Source organism: Burkholderia sp. YHN3-13, assembly GCF_055810675.1.
The window spans coordinates 168,771-183,335 of the sequence record NZ_JBVVNQ010000014.1 but is presented as its reverse complement, the minus strand read 5'-3'; the positions used below and the strand labels follow the sequence as shown (position 1 = coordinate 183,335).

General features: G+C 68.2%; 15 protein-coding genes. 8 read left to right on the top strand and 7 right to left on the bottom strand.

The features are described from left to right. The 4 genes from AC0KUR_RS27285 to AC0KUR_RS27270 all read right to left on the bottom strand — a co-directional run. The coding region (locus tag AC0KUR_RS27285) for an acyl-CoA dehydrogenase N-terminal domain-containing protein (protein ID WP_473376645.1) at positions 1-197 on the bottom strand (197 nt) is incomplete at its 3' end. 304 nt (positions 198-501) lie between these two features. Beyond that, positions 502-690, bottom strand: coding sequence for a hypothetical protein (locus tag AC0KUR_RS27280; RefSeq protein ID WP_124670589.1), 189 nt, complete (start codon positions 688-690; stop codon positions 502-504). 351 nt (positions 691-1,041) lie between these two features. Next, positions 1,042-2,202, bottom strand: a complete 1,161-nt coding sequence (locus AC0KUR_RS27275) for an AraC family transcriptional regulator (RefSeq protein ID WP_124670588.1) — start codon at positions 2,200-2,202, stop codon at positions 1,042-1,044. 8 nt (positions 2,203-2,210) lie between these two features. Then, the gene (locus AC0KUR_RS27270) at positions 2,211-3,845 is read right to left on the bottom strand and encodes an AMP-binding protein (protein ID WP_473376644.1); all 1,635 of its coding nucleotides are present in this window, start codon (positions 3,843-3,845) and stop codon (positions 2,211-2,213) included. A gap of 308 nt (positions 3,846-4,153) precedes the next feature. Here AC0KUR_RS27270 and AC0KUR_RS27265 point away from each other — a divergent pair, with 308 nt between their 5' ends. The 3 genes from AC0KUR_RS27265 (at position 4,154) to AC0KUR_RS27255 (ending at position 6,938) form a co-directional block, all read left to right on the top strand. Then, a complete protein-coding gene (locus AC0KUR_RS27265) occupies positions 4,154-4,945 on the top strand; it encodes an HAD family hydrolase (RefSeq protein WP_473376643.1) in 792 nt (263 codons plus the stop codon). Between the two features lie 307 nt (positions 4,946-5,252). Further along, complete coding sequence (locus tag AC0KUR_RS27260; protein WP_473376642.1) at positions 5,253-5,708, top strand: carboxymuconolactone decarboxylase family protein; 456 nt, start codon at positions 5,253-5,255, stop codon at positions 5,706-5,708. 129 nt (positions 5,709-5,837) lie between these two features. Next, positions 5,838-6,938 (top strand): AraC family transcriptional regulator, encoded by a 1,101-nt coding sequence (locus AC0KUR_RS27255; RefSeq protein WP_473376641.1) that lies wholly within the window; start codon positions 5,838-5,840, stop codon positions 6,936-6,938. A gap of 25 nt (positions 6,939-6,963) precedes the next feature. Here AC0KUR_RS27255 and AC0KUR_RS27250 read toward each other — a convergent pair whose 3' ends face one another. Beyond that, entirely contained in the window at positions 6,964-8,454 is a 1,491-nt protein-coding gene (locus AC0KUR_RS27250) for a sensor histidine kinase (RefSeq protein ID WP_473376650.1), read from the bottom strand. Beyond that, on the bottom strand, positions 8,454-9,173 hold the full coding sequence (locus AC0KUR_RS27245; RefSeq protein WP_049030868.1) for a response regulator transcription factor: 720 nt from the start codon (positions 9,171-9,173) through the stop codon (positions 8,454-8,456). The genes AC0KUR_RS27250 and AC0KUR_RS27245 overlap by 1 nt, the downstream gene beginning before the upstream one ends. Positions 9,174-9,613: 440 nt before the next feature. Here AC0KUR_RS27245 and AC0KUR_RS27240 point away from each other — a divergent pair, with 440 nt between their 5' ends. Continuing rightward, on the top strand, positions 9,614-10,273 hold the full coding sequence (locus AC0KUR_RS27240) for a carbonic anhydrase (protein ID WP_049030863.1): 660 nt from the start codon (positions 9,614-9,616) through the stop codon (positions 10,271-10,273). A gap of 57 nt (positions 10,274-10,330) precedes the next feature. Here AC0KUR_RS27240 and AC0KUR_RS27235 read toward each other — a convergent pair whose 3' ends face one another. Next, on the bottom strand, positions 10,331-10,900 hold the full coding sequence (locus AC0KUR_RS27235) for a lipocalin family protein (RefSeq protein ID WP_049030862.1): 570 nt from the start codon (positions 10,898-10,900) through the stop codon (positions 10,331-10,333). A gap of 250 nt (positions 10,901-11,150) precedes the next feature. On the opposite strand from AC0KUR_RS27235, the gene AC0KUR_RS27230 reads away from it, so the two are divergent. From AC0KUR_RS27230 to AC0KUR_RS27215, 4 genes are all read left to right on the top strand, one after another. After that, the gene (locus AC0KUR_RS27230; RefSeq protein WP_473376649.1) at positions 11,151-11,747 is read left to right on the top strand and encodes a sigma-70 family RNA polymerase sigma factor; all 597 of its coding nucleotides are present in this window, start codon (positions 11,151-11,153) and stop codon (positions 11,745-11,747) included. Then, positions 11,744-12,478, top strand: coding sequence for an anti-sigma factor (locus AC0KUR_RS27225; RefSeq protein WP_200099036.1), 735 nt, complete (start codon positions 11,744-11,746; stop codon positions 12,476-12,478). The genes AC0KUR_RS27230 and AC0KUR_RS27225 overlap by 4 nt, the downstream gene beginning before the upstream one ends. 155 nt (positions 12,479-12,633) lie before the next feature. Next, entirely contained in the window at positions 12,634-13,467 is an 834-nt protein-coding gene (locus AC0KUR_RS27220; RefSeq protein WP_473376640.1) for a DUF1295 domain-containing protein, read from the top strand. Then, positions 13,464-14,564, top strand: a complete 1,101-nt coding sequence (locus AC0KUR_RS27215; protein WP_473376639.1) for an SAM-dependent methyltransferase — start codon at positions 13,464-13,466, stop codon at positions 14,562-14,564. Before AC0KUR_RS27220 ends, AC0KUR_RS27215 begins: the two co-directional genes overlap by 4 nt. Position 14,565 lies beyond the last annotated feature (1 nt).

Sequence of the window (14,565 nt, the reverse complement as noted above, 5' to 3'; positions counted from 1 at the left end):
CAGCTGCTCGGGTGGCGGTCGCCCTCGACGTTCAGCGGCGCCAGCACCTCGCCGCAGAACTTCGCGGACTCCTCGAGCACGGCCTGCGCCGTGTCGTAACCGGCATCCTCGAAACCCGGCAACTGCGCGACGGCGTCGATGCCCGCGAGTTCCTTCAGCACGAACAGCATGTCCTTGACGGGGGCGTTATAGCTCATGGTCGATGTTCCAATCAGGCGGTGAATGAGGCGCGATCGGGCGGGCGGATACGGCAGAACCGGCCAGACCCGGGCGACGTGATGACCCATCGTAATGCCGCCGTCGCCGATTCTCATTGTCATATCCGGCCCACATAGTGACAAAACCGGCCACGGGATGGGGAGGTGTGGCCGGGAACGGTCGGCTGGACACGGGTTTGGCGGGAAGGCGTTTCAGGGATTCGGCCTGCGTTCGACAGTACACCCGACCTGAGAAATCGGCTGCTACGTGTACCATACCTCTCAAATCGCACATCTCGACGGATCAAACATCACGCAAATAGAAAATGACCATGACCGATGCAGTGATTCGAGCCGGGGCATTGGCTGCAGTATTGCTTGCGGCAAATCGAATCAGGCAAAAAGGGACAGCCTCCCGACCGCCTGTCAAGTCAAAATCGGCCGCGGCGCAGCGCGTGGCAGCCACCGCAGTGTCGGCAGTCATCTTGCTCATTTACCTCTACGGCATGCGCCACTATCTGGCGGCACTCTTTCGCCGTTAAGTCCCCATAGAAAAGCGAATACGAGGTGATGACGCCGTCGGTCAGTCCGCACCACGCTTCTTCGACATCCATTCTCGCAAACGCACGTTTGGCTTGACGAAAACAAGGCCGCGCCGGTTCGATATTCGATTCGACCGCGTCCGGCGCATGGACACCCTCGGGGCGCGTGGTGGTGCGCTGCAGTCGGTGAAATCGCGTTTCGCTTTCGCAAATGCACACATCAAAAGGGAGCCGGCTATGGGACCGACCGATGGCAGCCGGTTATGGGAGCCGTCCGCGAAATCCGGCTGCCCCCGCACGTATCAGGCCTGGCGCCGGTAAGTCCCCGGCGTGCTCCCCGTCCAGTGCCGGAACGCGCGATGGAACGCGCTCGGATCGTCGAAACCGATATCGGCGCCGATCGCCGCGATCGTGTCCGGCGTGTCCGTCAGCCGCTGGATCGCGATGTCGCGCCGCAACTCGTCCTTCAGCACCTGGAACGTCGTCCCTTCGGCAGCAAGGTGACGGCTCAGCGTGCGCACCGAACAATGCAGGTGCTCGGCCGCCTGCTCGATCACGGGCAGGTCGGGCAGCGCCGCCGACAGGTACTGCCGCACGCGATGGCACACGAGCTGTTCGCTGAACGTTTCGAAGATCCAGTCTCCGGGCGCACGCGCGAGAAACTTGCGCAGGTTGCGCTTGCTCTGCCGGATCGGTGCGTCGAGGTAGTCGGCACTGAAGCGCATCAGCGTGCGCTCGCGGTCGAACTTCACGGAGCCGGTGAAGAAATACAGGTGCTCGACCGCGTGGCGCGGCCGCGGGCACGCGAACTCGATCTGCAACAGCGGGATCTTCTGCCCGATCAGCCAGGAACACACGCCGTGCACGAGCTTGAGCATCAGCTCCTGGCCGAGCGCGCCGATCGGGCCGATCGCGTCGTTCGGGCGCAGCAGCACCTGCGCGACGAGGCCGTCGCGCTTCGATTCGACGAAGAAGTCGTCGAGCAGGATATGGAAGAATTGCCCGAAACGATGCAGCGCCGTTTCGAGGTTGCGCGCATCGAGCAGGCTCAGGCACAGGTACTTCAGCGTGCCGCCGCGCAGCGGGCGCGAGAAGATGCCGGGCATCTCGTCGTCGAGGTCGATCGCGAGCGTGCGGTACAGCGTCGAGAACTGCTCCTCCGTCACGCGCGCATGCGGCTCGCCAAGCAGCTCGAGCGGGATGCCGGCGCCGCGCAGGTAGCGCTCGACCACGTCGCGCTGCGCGCCCGCACTTGCCAGGAAGCCGTTGACGAGCGAGATCGGCACCGTCGCGCTCGGCGACGGCAGCGCATGCCCGGGCCGGGCGGAAAGTGAGTCAGAACCGGTCATCGCGTCCCCGTCGGTCGAACCGCTCGCATTGTACTTGAGCGGCCCGCGCCGGGCCTTCGGGGCCCTCGCGGTCTTCGGCGCGCGGGGCCGCGCCGCGGCGGCAGCGCGGCGCATCGTCGCCGTCAGTCGATACGGCTCAGTTCCCGCCGCAGGATCTTGCCGACCGTCGACTTCGGCAGCCGGTCGACGAAGCGGACGATCTTCGGCACCTTGTACGCCGCCAGGCTCGCGCGGCAATGCGCGACGAGTTGTGCCTCGCTCACGTCGGTATCCGGCAAGCGCACCACGAACAGCTTGACGGCCTCGCCCGTGCGCGGATCCGGCACGCCGATGCATGCGCATTCGGCGACGCCCGGCAGCGCGGTCGCGACCGCTTCCACTTCGTTCGGGTACACGTTGAAACCCGACACGATGATCATGTCCTTCTTGCGGTCGACGATCCGCAGGAAGCCGGCCTCGTCGAACACGCCGACGTCGCCGGTACGGAAATAACCGTCCGCGGTGAACGCGGCCGCGTTCGCGTCCGGCTTCTGCCAGTAGCCGCTCATCACCTGCGGCCCCTTCACGCAGATCTCGCCCGCTTCGCCGATCGCCACCTCGCGGTCCTGGTCGTCGAGGAGCTTCACGTCGGTCGACGGCAGCGGCAGGCCCGTGGTGCCCGTGAAGACGTCGATCGACTGCGGGTTGAACGACACGACCGGCGACGTTTCCGACAGCCCGTAACCCTCGCGGATGAAATTACCCGTCACGGCCTTCCAGCGCGACGAGATCACGTCGATCACCGCCGCGCCGCCGCCGGCCGACAGCTTCAGCCGCGACCAGTCGACTTCCTTCAGCCGCGGATGGCCGGCGAGCCCCGCGTACAGCGTGTTCACGCCGACGAACACCGTCGGCCGCGCGGCCTTCAGCACGTCGATGAACCCGTCCATGTCGCGCGGATTCGCGACGAGCCAGTTCTGTGCGCCGATCGCGAAGTAGGACAGGAAGTTCACCGTCAGCGCGAAGATGTGATACAGCGGGATCGCCGTGACGACGACCTCTTCGCCCGGCGCCCGCGCGGCCGGCACGATCGCCGCGAACTGTTCGATGTTCGCGACGAGGTTGCGGTGCGACAGCGCCGCGCCCTTCGACAGGCCGGTCGTGCCGCCGGTGTATTGCAGCAGCAGCAGGTCCGCGCCGCCGAGCGCGACCGGCGCGTACGCGAGCGCTTCACCCGCGGCAATCGCGTCCGCGAGCGCGATCGAGCCGGGCGGCAGCGCGTCGCACGTGCCGGCCGGCGCATCGACGACGCCGAGATCGCCGCGCCCCACGCTCAGCACGGTGCGCACGCGCGTGGCGCCGACCACGTCGGCGAACGTGCCCATCGAGCCGCCGCAGACGACGGCCACCTCGACGCCCGCGTCGTCGAGCTGATGCTCGAGCTCGCGCGCGGTGTAGTGCGGGTTCACGTTGACCTGGACCGCGCCGATCTTCGCGACGGCGACGAACACGACCGGAAACGCGAGCACGTTCGGCAGCATCACGGCCACGCGATCGCCCTTGCGCACGCCGACGACCTGTTGCAGATAGGCGGCCAGCGCGGTCGACAGGCGGTCGACGTCGGCATAGGTGAGCGTGCGGCCGTACGCATGGAACGCCGGGCGATCGGCAAAGCGGCGCATCGCGTCGTCCAGCAGCGCGCTGACGGAAGCGTGGCGATCGGCGTCGATCTCGGCGGGGATCGAGCCATACGACCCGGTCCAGTGTCTCTTCGTCATGTCTCACTCCTCGGCTCGGGGGACGGTGCGCACCCGGCGCACCGTTCGCACGGCGGCCTGCACGCCGAAAGGACGCGGGCCGTCGCCTGACCGGCGACTATCGCTCGCGCGACGCGCTTTGCAAATGATCCGGGCGGCCGAAAAGATGATCGAAACGGACATGCGGGCAGGCGCACTTGTCCAGGCAACCTCGCTTGCCGCGGCGGGCAGCCGTTTATTCCACAACGCGGATTGCAAAGCATCAAGCGGCATGGCAGCGCCCGCCGCCCTTCTTCATAATCGACGATCGCCCTTCATTCGCCAAAACGATGCAGCCGCTTTCCCTCGCTCCCGCCGACACCTTCTCGTCCGTTCGATTTTTGCTGACCGACATGGACGAGACCCTGACCCATCGGGGCCGCCTGGCCGCGCACACCTATGCGGCCCTCGAGCGGCTGCAGGCGCACGGCATCCGCGTGATTCCCGTGACTGCCGCGCCGGCGGGCTGGTGCGACCAGATGGCGCGCATGTGGTCGGTCGACGGCGTGATTGCGGAGAATGGCGGACTCTTCATTCGGCGCGGCCCGGACGGGCACGGCGTCGAACGCCGCTACTGGCACGCGGACGACGCGCTCGCCGACGCGCGTGACGCACGCCGGCGTATCGCGCGGCATGTGGAGCAGGCCGTACCTGCCGCACGCCTCGCGGACGACCAGGACTTCAGGCTGACGTCGCTCGCGTACGCACGCACGGGCTCCGGCCAGGACGACCGGATACTCGACGCGCTGGTCGCGGCCGGTGCGGACGCGACCATCAACAATCTGTGGATCATCGGCTGGATCGGCGGATACGACAAGCTGTCGATGTCGCTGCGCGTGCTGTCGGGCACGTACGGCGTCGACGCCGACACCGCGCCGGCGTGCGTCGCGTATTCCGGCGATTCCACGAACGACGCGCCGATGTTCGGCTATTTCACGCACACGGCCGGCATGAGCACCGTGGTCGACTATCTGCAGCACTTGCCCGTCCTGCCGCGATGGATCACGCAAGGCCCCGGTGGCAGCGGATTCGTCGAGTTCGCCGACGCGATCCTGCGTGCTCGCCCGGACGTTCAGGGCTGACCCGGTGCGGCGGTCCGACTATCGCCCTGCCGGCATGAACACCATACGGGATCGGGCGATTCCGGTCGCCGGCCGCGCCTGATACGATCGCTTCGCTTCCGGTTCGCGACGGTCCACCCTTCCGCAACCGCCGCCGATGAAGCCGGGCGCATCCGCACGACGGATCACGTCCGTCTCGTCGCCCGGTCACGCCGGTCGCCCCATCCTCCTCATGATAAGGATTGCTTCGTAACTGCCAGCTATCCCGGCAGTGCACGGAAACAAGACCGGACTCCTCGGTCCACCACTCGATCAAAGGTCAATCGCCATGCCTGAACGCATCTCGTTTGGACAGCTTCCCGCCCGACTACTCGACGTCGTGCTCAACGTCGAGGAATACGCGAACCACACCGGTCACGACTTCAAGCTCGTCGAACTGGTGCGCGCACGTGTGTCGCAGCTGAACGGCTGCGCGTATTGTCTCGACCGCCATATCAAGGAAGGCATCCATGCCGGCGACGATCCGCTGCGCTACAACCTGCTGCCGGTATGGCACGAAACGCCCGATCTCTACAGCCCGAAAGAGCAGGCCGCGCTGCGCTGGGCCGAAGCGCTCACGTTGCTCAGCGAGCACGCGATCGACGACACGCTCGTCGCCGCGACACGCGAGCACTTCGATCGCGACGAACTGGCGACACTCACGCTGATCGTCGCGCAAATCAACACGTGGAACCGGCTCGCGAAGCCGTTCGCATGGCAAGCCGGCGTGTTCCAGGCCGGCTGACGCCGGTCGAGGTCGGGTGCGCCGGGTCATGCCGGCGCACGTATCAGGGTGAACCCTGTAGCGCATGGGACCGTTCCCGCGCAGAATTGCGTGCCGTAAACGATATCGATTCGGACGCAGGATCCCGCCATGCCGCGCAGTGCGCTCTTGAACCCGACGGCCGCCCGCGCAGCCCGCCTGCCGGACGCCGCGCCCGCTCACGCGCTGCGCGAGCAGCGCTTCACGCCGGCCAAGCTGGCCGTGCTGCTCGACGTGGCCGTCCAGGCCGGCCTCGACCCGGCCGCGGTGCTCGACGGCACCGGCCTGACGCCGACCGACGTCGCGGACCCGTTCACGCTCACGTCGCCGCTGCAGTTCCTGACAGCCGCGCGCCATGCGATCGGCCACTACGACGGCACCGATCTCGGCGTGCGCGTCGGCCGCCGGCTGCACGCGTCGAGCTACGGGATGTACGGCTACGCGATGCTGTGCTCGGAATCGCTCGCGCACGCGTTCGATTCGGCGGTCAAGTATCACCGCCTCGCGAACGGCATGCTCGCGATCCGCTGGGTCGAACAGGGCGACACCGCGTCGTGGCTGTTTCCGGACCGGCACGAAGTCGCGCTGCCGGATCTCGACGCGCCGCTGTACCGTTTCCTGATCGACATGCAGTTCGCGCTGCACGTGACGATCATCAAGGACGTGATGGGCGCGTGGTGCGTGCCGGCGCGCGCGCAGTTCGCGCAGCCGGAACCGCCGCACGCGGCAGCACTGGCCGACGCGCTCGAATGCCCGATCGCGTTCGACCAGCCGCACCACGTGCTCAGCTATCCGGCCGCCTGGCTCGCGCGCGCGCCGCAGCTCGCGAATCCGATCACCGCCGCGCAGGTGTCGTCGCACTGCGCGAGCCTGCTCGAGGCATTGCGCAGCCAGGCCGGCGTCACGCGGCGCGTGTACCAGGAACTCACGCGCACGCCCGGGCAGTTTCCCGACATCGACGCGATCGCGGACACCTTGTGCATCACGTCGCGCACGTTGCGCCGCAAGCTCGAAGCCGAAGGCACGTCGTACAGCGAGCTGCTGACGAGCGTGCGCAAGGCGCTCGCGATCGACTACCTCAGCACGACCACGCTCAGCACCGAGGACATCGCGCTGACCCTCGGCTTCAGCGATGCGGTCGGGTTCCGCCACGCGTTCAAGCGCTGGACCGGCACGACGCCGAGCGACGTGCGGCGCAAGCGCGGCGGATAAGCACGGCGGATGCCGCCGACGGCGGTCAGCGCGCGTCGCCGGCCGCCGCCGGCGCGACCGCCAGCTCGAACTCGAACACCGCGCCGCGCCCGGCCCGGTCGACGAGCCGGATGCCGCTACCGTTGAGCGCGAGCATCCGGTGCACGATCAGCAGACCGAGCCCGCCGCTCGTCACCGTGCCGCCGCTCATCGGCCGCTGCGGCCGCTGGAACAGCCCTTCGCGCCGCGCGGCCGGAATCCCCGCGCCGGTATCCGCCACGGTCACGACCACGCGGTCGCCCCGCGGCTCCAGCGCGACCTCGACCTCGCCGTGCGGCGGCGTGTGCCGCAGCGCGTTGTCGAGCAGGTTGGTCAGCACGCGCTCGATCATCCCGAGATCGGCCGACACGACCGGCACGCGCGGCGGAATCCGCGCATGCAGCGCGACGCCGCGCGACGCCGCGGTCAGCTCGAATTTCTGGAACACGTCCTGCACGAGATCGACGAGCGAGAACGGCTCGCGCTCGGCCTGCACGCCGCCCGATTCGAGCCGCGCGAGCTCGAACAGCGCCTGCGCGAGCCGGCCGACCTTCGCGCTCTGCGCGAGCGCGATCGACAAATAGCGCCGCCGCTCGGGTTCGGCGAGCGTGTCGGCCTTCAGCGACAGCGTCTCCAGATAGCCGTGCAGCGAGGTCAGCGGCGTACGCAGGTCGTGCGAGATGTTCGTGATCAGTTCGCGCCGCTGCTGGTCCTGGCGCGTCAGCGCGCGCCACTGGTCGCCGATCCGGTCGGCCATCTGCGCGAACGCGGATTCGAGCACCACGATGTCGTCGCCGCGCCGGCCCGGCGAGCGCGGCACCGGCGGCTGCGTGTCGGGCACGCCGTTCGCGTCGAAGCCGCGCATCGCATCCGTCAGCCGGCGCAGCGGGCGCGTGATGAAACTGAACGCGGTGAGACCCGCGATCAGGCCGAGCAGCGCGACGACCGCCATCGACCACAGCGTCGTGCGCAGCACGTTGCCGGCGTCGACGCGCGCGGCAAGCCGGTCGTGCGCCTCGCCGAGCAGCACCACGTAGATGTAGCCCAACGGCGGCTGCCCCGCGCGCTGCAGCGGCGCGGCGCTGAACACCTTGCGCGCGTCCGGGCTGCGCGGGTCGTCGCCGAGGATCGGCAGCGGCCGGCCCGCGATGAATTGCTGCACGGGCGCGAGATCGATACGGTCGCGCTTCACGTGGCCGGGCGGCGCATCGTCGCCCTTGATGCGCCCGGCGTTGTCGAGCAGGTACACCTCGACGCTCGGGTTCACGCCCATCAACTGGCTGAACAGCGTGCGCACGGCGTCCGGGCGCAGCCCGTTCGCGTCCATCAGCGGCGCGCTGTTGGCGATGTTCGCGGCCAGGTCGCGCGACAGCGCCTGCACGACTTCCTTTTCACGCATGTCGTTCGCGCGGATCTGCAGCCACGCGGACGCGCCGGAGCACGCGAGCAGCAGGATCGAGAACACGAGCGACAGCCGCTGGGTGAGCGTGAGCTTCATCATGCGTCCCGCTGGCCCGGCGCGGCGAGCTTGTAGCCCCGTCCCCACACGGTGAGGATCCGCACGGGTTCGGCCGGATCGACCTCGATCTTCGCGCGCAGCCGGTTGATGTGGGTGTTGACCGTGTGTTCGTAGCCTTCGTGCTGATAGCCCCACACCGCGTTGAGCAGGTCCATCCGCGAAAACACCTTGCCGGGGTGCCGCGCGAAGAAGTACAGCAGGTCGAATTCGCGCGGCGTGAGGTCGATGCGCGCGCCGTCGACGCTCGCCTCGCGCGCGATCGGATCGAGCGCGAGCCCCCCGACGTCGAGCGTGCCCGCGTCGATGCGCGAATCGCGCGCGAGCGCATCGACGCGCCGCAGCAGCGCCTTCACGCGCGCGACGAGTTCGAGCACCGAGAACGGTTTCGCCAGGTAGTCGTCGGCGCCGAGCTCGAGACCGAGGATCCGGTGGACCTCGCTCGACCGCGCGCTCGTGATGATGATCGGCGTGTAGCGCGTCATCGCGCGGGCGCGCCGGCAGATCTCGAGGCCGTCGACGCCCGGCAACATCAGGTCGAGGATCAGCGCATCCCAACCGCCCTGTTCGAGCAGGCGCAACCCTTCGGCACCGTCCGCGCTGTGCACGACTTCATAGCGCTCGTCGCGCAGGTGCAGGCTCAGCACGTCGGCGATGTCGGCGTCGTCCTCGACGATCAGGATGCGTTTCGGTTGGTCCATGGCGGTGGGCGGCGGCACGTCGAAGCTCGGTTCGATAACGGTGGTCGGCGGGCGATCGGCGGCCCGGGTCGAGTCGCGGCGGAAAAGCCGCGCTGCCGTCATTGTGCAAAATTTTGCCGCGGGAAGTGATCACATTTCGTTGAACTCTTGATCACCCTCGTTCCGCGAGCCAGTGCCCTCAACGCTTTCCGCCCCGTCCTTCAAAACAACAGACGAGTTGTCCCGCCCGAACACGCGATTGGCGCCCGGTATGCGCGGCAAGCCGTGCGGCAGGGGAACCCGGAAGCCGGCCGGCTCGGCCGACGCGACATCGAATCCAGCCCTATTTGTCGGAGGGGCACCATACCCACGCGAGCCCGATATCGGCATAATATTGCCCGCCGCGCGAGCGACCCGCCTTCGCTGCGCCGGTGAATCGAATCCGAAGCCCTGGAGCAAGCATGCGTGACATCATCGACGGTTTTCTACGTTTTCAGCGCGACGTCTACCCGCAACGCGTCGAACTCTTCAAGCAACTCGCCACGTCGCAGAACCCCAAAGCACTGTTCGTCACGTGCTCCGACAGCCGCGTCGTGCCGGAACTGCTCACGCAGCGCGAACCGGGCGAACTCTTCGTGATCCGCAACGCGGGCAATATCGTGCCGTCGTACGGGCCTGAACCCGGCGGCGTGTCGGCCACGGTCGAATATGCGGTTGCCGTCCTCGGTGTTCGCGACATCGTGATCTGCGGCCACTCGGATTGCGGCGCGATGGGCGCGATTTCCCGTTGCACCTGCCTCGATCACTTGCCCGCTGTCGCGAACTGGCTGCGCCACGCCGACGCCGCGAAAGTCATCAACGCCGCGCATCAATACGATACGCCGGGCGCGAAGCTCGACGGGCTCGTGCGTGAAAACGTGATCGCCCAGCTTGCCAACCTCCGCACCCATCCCTCCGTCGCACTCGCGCTCGAGCAAGGACGCATGAACCTGCACGGGTGGGTGTACGACATCGAGACGGGCGGGATAGACGCACTGGACGGCGCGACCCGGCGCTTCGTCCCGCTGGCCGAGTCGCCCACGGTGGTCGCCGTGAACGCACGCAATCGCGGGCAGGTCTAGTTCGGCCGTGCGTAGGCGCGCCGCGTCTCGCGCAAACCGATGGCCGGCGCCGCCGGTTCAATGCGCGGTGCGGCGCAGCATCGCGGTATCGTAGCCGAGCGTCCGTACGCGCTCGACGAGCGCGGCGGCTTGCTCGGCCGACGGCTTCGCGACGCGCGTCAGGATCCACAGGAATCGCCCGGACGGCTCGCCGACGATCGACCATGAATAATCGTCGGCGTGATCGAGTATCCAGTAGTCGCCCAGAAAGAACGGCCCGAAGAACGACACTTTCAATTTCGCGTCGCCGCTGTTCGCCACGATCCTTGCCCTTCCGTCCGAACTGCGCGCGGGGCCGTCCGGCCCGCCTTCGCGACAGGTATTGCGCACGCCGATGAGGCCGTCGTCGCGTTTCGCATAGTCGGCCGTCACGCCGTCGCAACCGCGCTCGAAACGGTTTTCATAGCGCGCGAACTCATACCATCTACCCACATAGCGATCGAGATCGACCGCCTTGGCCGGTTGCGGCACCTGCGCGTTGCCGCTCTTGCCGCCCGCGAGGCCCGCGCATCCCGCGAGCAACAGTGCCGCGCCGGCAGCGGCCACGGCGGCCGTCCGCACGGATGCACGAAAAACAGATCGCTTCATTGAAGCCCTCCCGGCCACGAAATCGCATCATTGTGCATGCAACCACCCTGCCGCGTCAGCAGCGGCGGGTGCAGCGGTCGTCTGCATCCCGGCGGGCGATTCGTTCGTATCTCGTTGCAACGTCTTCATACGGTTCGCCACCATGCGCGACATTCAGCGGGTCCGCCGTCGATCGCTCGATCAAGTGCATCCGGCAGTGCTATATTTCGCTCGACATTCACGCCATGGCGATTCTCGCCATTTCTTCAGCATGAACGACACGCCGGATGGTGCCGAGCGCTTCGCCCCGTCAACCGACGCCGATGCCGTGCGTCGCGAACACCTGAACCAGGTCATGTCGCGGGTCGCGAGCGGCGACCAGGCGGCTTTCGCCGAGCTGTACCGGCTGAGCTCGTCGCGGGTGTTCGGCATCATCGTGCGCATGGTTCACGATCGCGGGGAAGCCGAGGATCTGCTCCAGGAGGTCTACACGGCCGTGTGGCGACGGGCCGACGCATTCGATCCGGCACGCGGCGGTGCGATGACGTGGCTGACCACGCTGGCGCGCAACAGGACGATCGACCGGTTACGGCAGCATCGCGAGGCGCCACTCGACGACGAACAGGTGCTGGATCTCCCCGACGAGGATCCGACGCCCGCCGCGCTCGCGGAGGCAAGCCAGGAGCGCCAGCGCCTCGAACGCTGCCTCGAGCGGCTCGAGCCGGTTCAGGGCCGCGCAATACGCGAGGCTTTTTTCAGCGGCGCGACTTACAGCGAACTCGCCGCGCGCCTGCGTGTGCCGCTCGGAACCATGAAAAGCTGGATCCGGCGCAGCCTGATGCAGCTGAAGGGATGTCTCGAGCAATGAATACGCCCGCCGATCACGATCCCGAATTGCGCTGCGCGGAATACGCGCTCGGCGTGCTCGACGCCGATGCGCGGCGCGCACTCGAGGCATCCGCCGCACGCGATCCGCTATTGCAGGCGACGCTGGCGCGCTGGCAGCACCGCTTCGCACCGCTCGCGGAAGACGTCGCCCCCGTCGCCCCGCCCGGCCGGGTCTGGACGCGAATCCAGCGTGACCTCGGCTTCTTCGTTCCGCCGGCCGCACGCGGCGCCGCGCCATCGGGCGGATGGTGGAACAGCCTGCAACTGTGGCGCTGGGTCGGCCTCGGCGCGAGCGCGGCCGCGCTGGGACTGCTCGCGGTCAACCTGCTCCGGGTGAGCGAGGCGCCGCCGCGCGCGGCCGCCGTCGCGGGCAGCTACATGGTGGCCACGATTGCACGGTCGGACGGCGTCGCACACTGGACCGCCACGGTCGACCTGCGTCGCGCCCGGATGGTCGTGGTGCCGGCGGACAAGCCGACGATCGCCGCGAATCGCTCGACCGAGCTCTGGCTGATTCCGCCGAATGCGAAGCCGATCTCGCTCGGCGTATTCACGCCGGACGCGCCGGCGTCGATGACGCTGCCGCCCGCGATCGTCGCGCAGCTCAGCGCGCGCGCGGTGCTCGCCGTGTCGATCGAGCCGCGCGGCGGCTCGCCGAGCGGTCAACCCACCGGTCCGGTGCTCGCCACCGGGGCCATGCACGCGGCATAACGGGCGCCGCGCCACCCCGCGTCGGGCAACCGCCCTTCGCGGGAGCGCGCGGTGCGCGCCCCTGTCGTCCGCGCGCAAGTCGCGGCGCATCCCGATGCATCCGTTTGGCCTTCGGCTCCGTATATGACGGATATCGCGTCCCCGGAGCCGCCCGCATGCCTGCCGTCGCCGTTGCCCTCCTCGCTTTCGTCGGACTGTTCCTGTCGTTCACGGCGGTGTGGATCAGCCAATTGCGCTCGCGGAATGCCGGGATGATCGACCCGGTCTGGGCGGTGACGCTCGGCGGCATGGCCATGTTCGTCGCGGGGCTCGGCACCGGCCCGGTATTGAACCGCACACTCGTCGCGACAGGCGGCGGCATCTGGGGGCTGCGGCTCGCGCGGCACTTGTGGCGTCGCAACCACCGGCAGCCCGAGGACCGGCGCTATCGGCAATTCCGCCTGCAATGGGGCGACGCCGCGCCGCGCAACATGTTCTGGCTGTTCCAGTTGCAGGCGCTGATCTCGATGGTGCTGTCGGTCGCGTTCTTCGTCCCGGCATACAGTCCGGACGCGCCGTCCCGGCCGGCCGCCATCGCCGCCGTGTCGATCTGGCTCGTCGCCGTGGCCGGAGAGGCCGCCGCCGACCGGCAGCTCAAGCGCTTCCTGGCCGCCCCCGGGCGCCGCGACGGCGTCTGTCGGGTGGGCTGGTGGCGCTATTCGCGTCACCCCAACTACTTCTTCGAATGCCTGCACTGGTGCGCTTACGCGGCGCTGGCGATCGGCATGCCGTGGGGCTGGCTCACGCTGATGCCGCCGTTCCTGATGGCGTGGCTGCTGCTCAGGGTCTCCGGCCTGCCGCTGCTCGAGGCGCATCTCGTGCGAACGCGGCCGGGCTACCGGGAATACATGCGCACGACCAGCGCCCTCGTTCCGTGGCCGCCCAGGCCGGCCGCGTGCCCGCCCCTTGCCCGCCCCGACCATCCCGAAGACAGGAGTACGCGCTCATGACCGCCACCGCCTCGCAACCGTCGCCCGCCCGGATGCCCGCCCCCGGCGACACGTGGCTGATCCGCTGCTGCGAACGCGGCTGGCTGCCGGATCCGCTGATCCGCGCCGGGATGCGCGCCCTGCTGCGGCAGCGCCTGCGCGACGAACATCTGCTCGACGGCGAGCGGCGCGCGGCCGCCTTCGAGCGGCTGGTGCACGAACTGAACGCGAGCCCCATCGCGATCGATACGCAAGCGGCCAACACGCAGCATTACGAAGTGCCCGGCGCGTTCTTCGAAGCCCATCTCGGCCCCCGGCTGAAATACTCGTGCGGCTATTACCCGCTCGGCAACGAAACGATCGCGCAAGCCGAGGACGCGATGCTGTCGCTTTACGCGGAGCGGGCCGGTCTCGCGGACGGCCAGCGCATCCTGGATCTCGGCTGCGGCTGGGGGTCGCTGTCGCTGTGGCTCGCCGAGCGCTATCCGCACGCGCGGATCGTCGGCCTGTCGAATGCTCACGGTCAGCGAAACTTCATCGAGCAATGCGCGGCCCGGCGCGGGCTGACCAATCTGCGGATCGTCACGGGCAACGTGGTCGACTTCGATTTCGCGCCCGGCGAAGCGGGTTTCGACCGCGTGCTGTCGATCGAGATGTTCGAGCACATGAAGAACTACCGGCAATTGCTGGCGAAAATCGCGCGCTGGATGCACGACGACGGCAAGCTGTTCGTGCACGTCTTCGCGCACAAGCTGCTCGCCTATCACTTCGCGGTGCGCGACGACACCGACTGGATGTCGCGCCATTTCTTCACCGGCGGCACGATGCCGTCGGCCCATCTGCTGCCGCGGTTCCAGGACGACGTCCGTCTCGACCGCCAATGGTGGATCGACGGCACCGCCTATGCTCGCACGGCCAACGACTGGCTCGCGTCGCTCGACGCCGCGCGCGGCCGGATCATGCCGATTTTCGAAACGGTCTACGGCGCCGACGCGCGGATCTGGTTCCAGCGCTGGCGCATGTTCTACATGGCGGTCGCCGAGCTGTTCGGCTATGCCGGCGGCCAGGAATGGGGCGTCGCCCACTACCTGTTCGACAAGCGGCCGGTACGCGCGTGAG

Excerpts from the sequence above, each read along its gene's own strand:
- AC0KUR_RS27280 (WP_124670589.1), bottom strand. The coding sequence starts at position 690 with ATGAGCAAGATGACTGCCGACACTGCGGTGGCTGCCACGCGCTGCGCC.
- AC0KUR_RS27275 (WP_124670588.1), bottom strand. The coding sequence starts at position 2,202 with ATGCGCCGCGCTGCCGCCGCGGCGCGGCCCCGCGCGCCGAAGACCGCG.
- AC0KUR_RS27270 (WP_473376644.1), bottom strand. The coding sequence starts at position 3,845 with ATGACGAAGAGACACTGGACCGGGTCGTATGGCTCGATCCCCGCCGAG.
- AC0KUR_RS27265 (WP_473376643.1), top strand. The coding sequence starts at position 4,154 with ATGCAGCCGCTTTCCCTCGCTCCCGCCGACACCTTCTCGTCCGTTCGA.
- AC0KUR_RS27260 (WP_473376642.1), top strand. The coding sequence starts at position 5,253 with ATGCCTGAACGCATCTCGTTTGGACAGCTTCCCGCCCGACTACTCGAC.
- AC0KUR_RS27255 (WP_473376641.1), top strand. The coding sequence starts at position 5,838 with ATGCCGCGCAGTGCGCTCTTGAACCCGACGGCCGCCCGCGCAGCCCGC.
- AC0KUR_RS27250 (WP_473376650.1), bottom strand. The coding sequence starts at position 8,454 with ATGAAGCTCACGCTCACCCAGCGGCTGTCGCTCGTGTTCTCGATCCTG.
- AC0KUR_RS27245 (WP_049030868.1), bottom strand. The coding sequence starts at position 9,173 with ATGGACCAACCGAAACGCATCCTGATCGTCGAGGACGACGCCGACATC.
- AC0KUR_RS27240 (WP_049030863.1), top strand. The coding sequence starts at position 9,614 with ATGCGTGACATCATCGACGGTTTTCTACGTTTTCAGCGCGACGTCTAC.
- AC0KUR_RS27235 (WP_049030862.1), bottom strand. The coding sequence starts at position 10,900 with ATGAAGCGATCTGTTTTTCGTGCATCCGTGCGGACGGCCGCCGTGGCC.
- AC0KUR_RS27230 (WP_473376649.1), top strand. The coding sequence starts at position 11,151 with ATGAACGACACGCCGGATGGTGCCGAGCGCTTCGCCCCGTCAACCGAC.
- AC0KUR_RS27225 (WP_200099036.1), top strand. The coding sequence starts at position 11,744 with ATGAATACGCCCGCCGATCACGATCCCGAATTGCGCTGCGCGGAATAC.
- AC0KUR_RS27220 (WP_473376640.1), top strand. The coding sequence starts at position 12,634 with ATGCCTGCCGTCGCCGTTGCCCTCCTCGCTTTCGTCGGACTGTTCCTG.
- AC0KUR_RS27215 (WP_473376639.1), top strand. The coding sequence starts at position 13,464 with ATGACCGCCACCGCCTCGCAACCGTCGCCCGCCCGGATGCCCGCCCCC.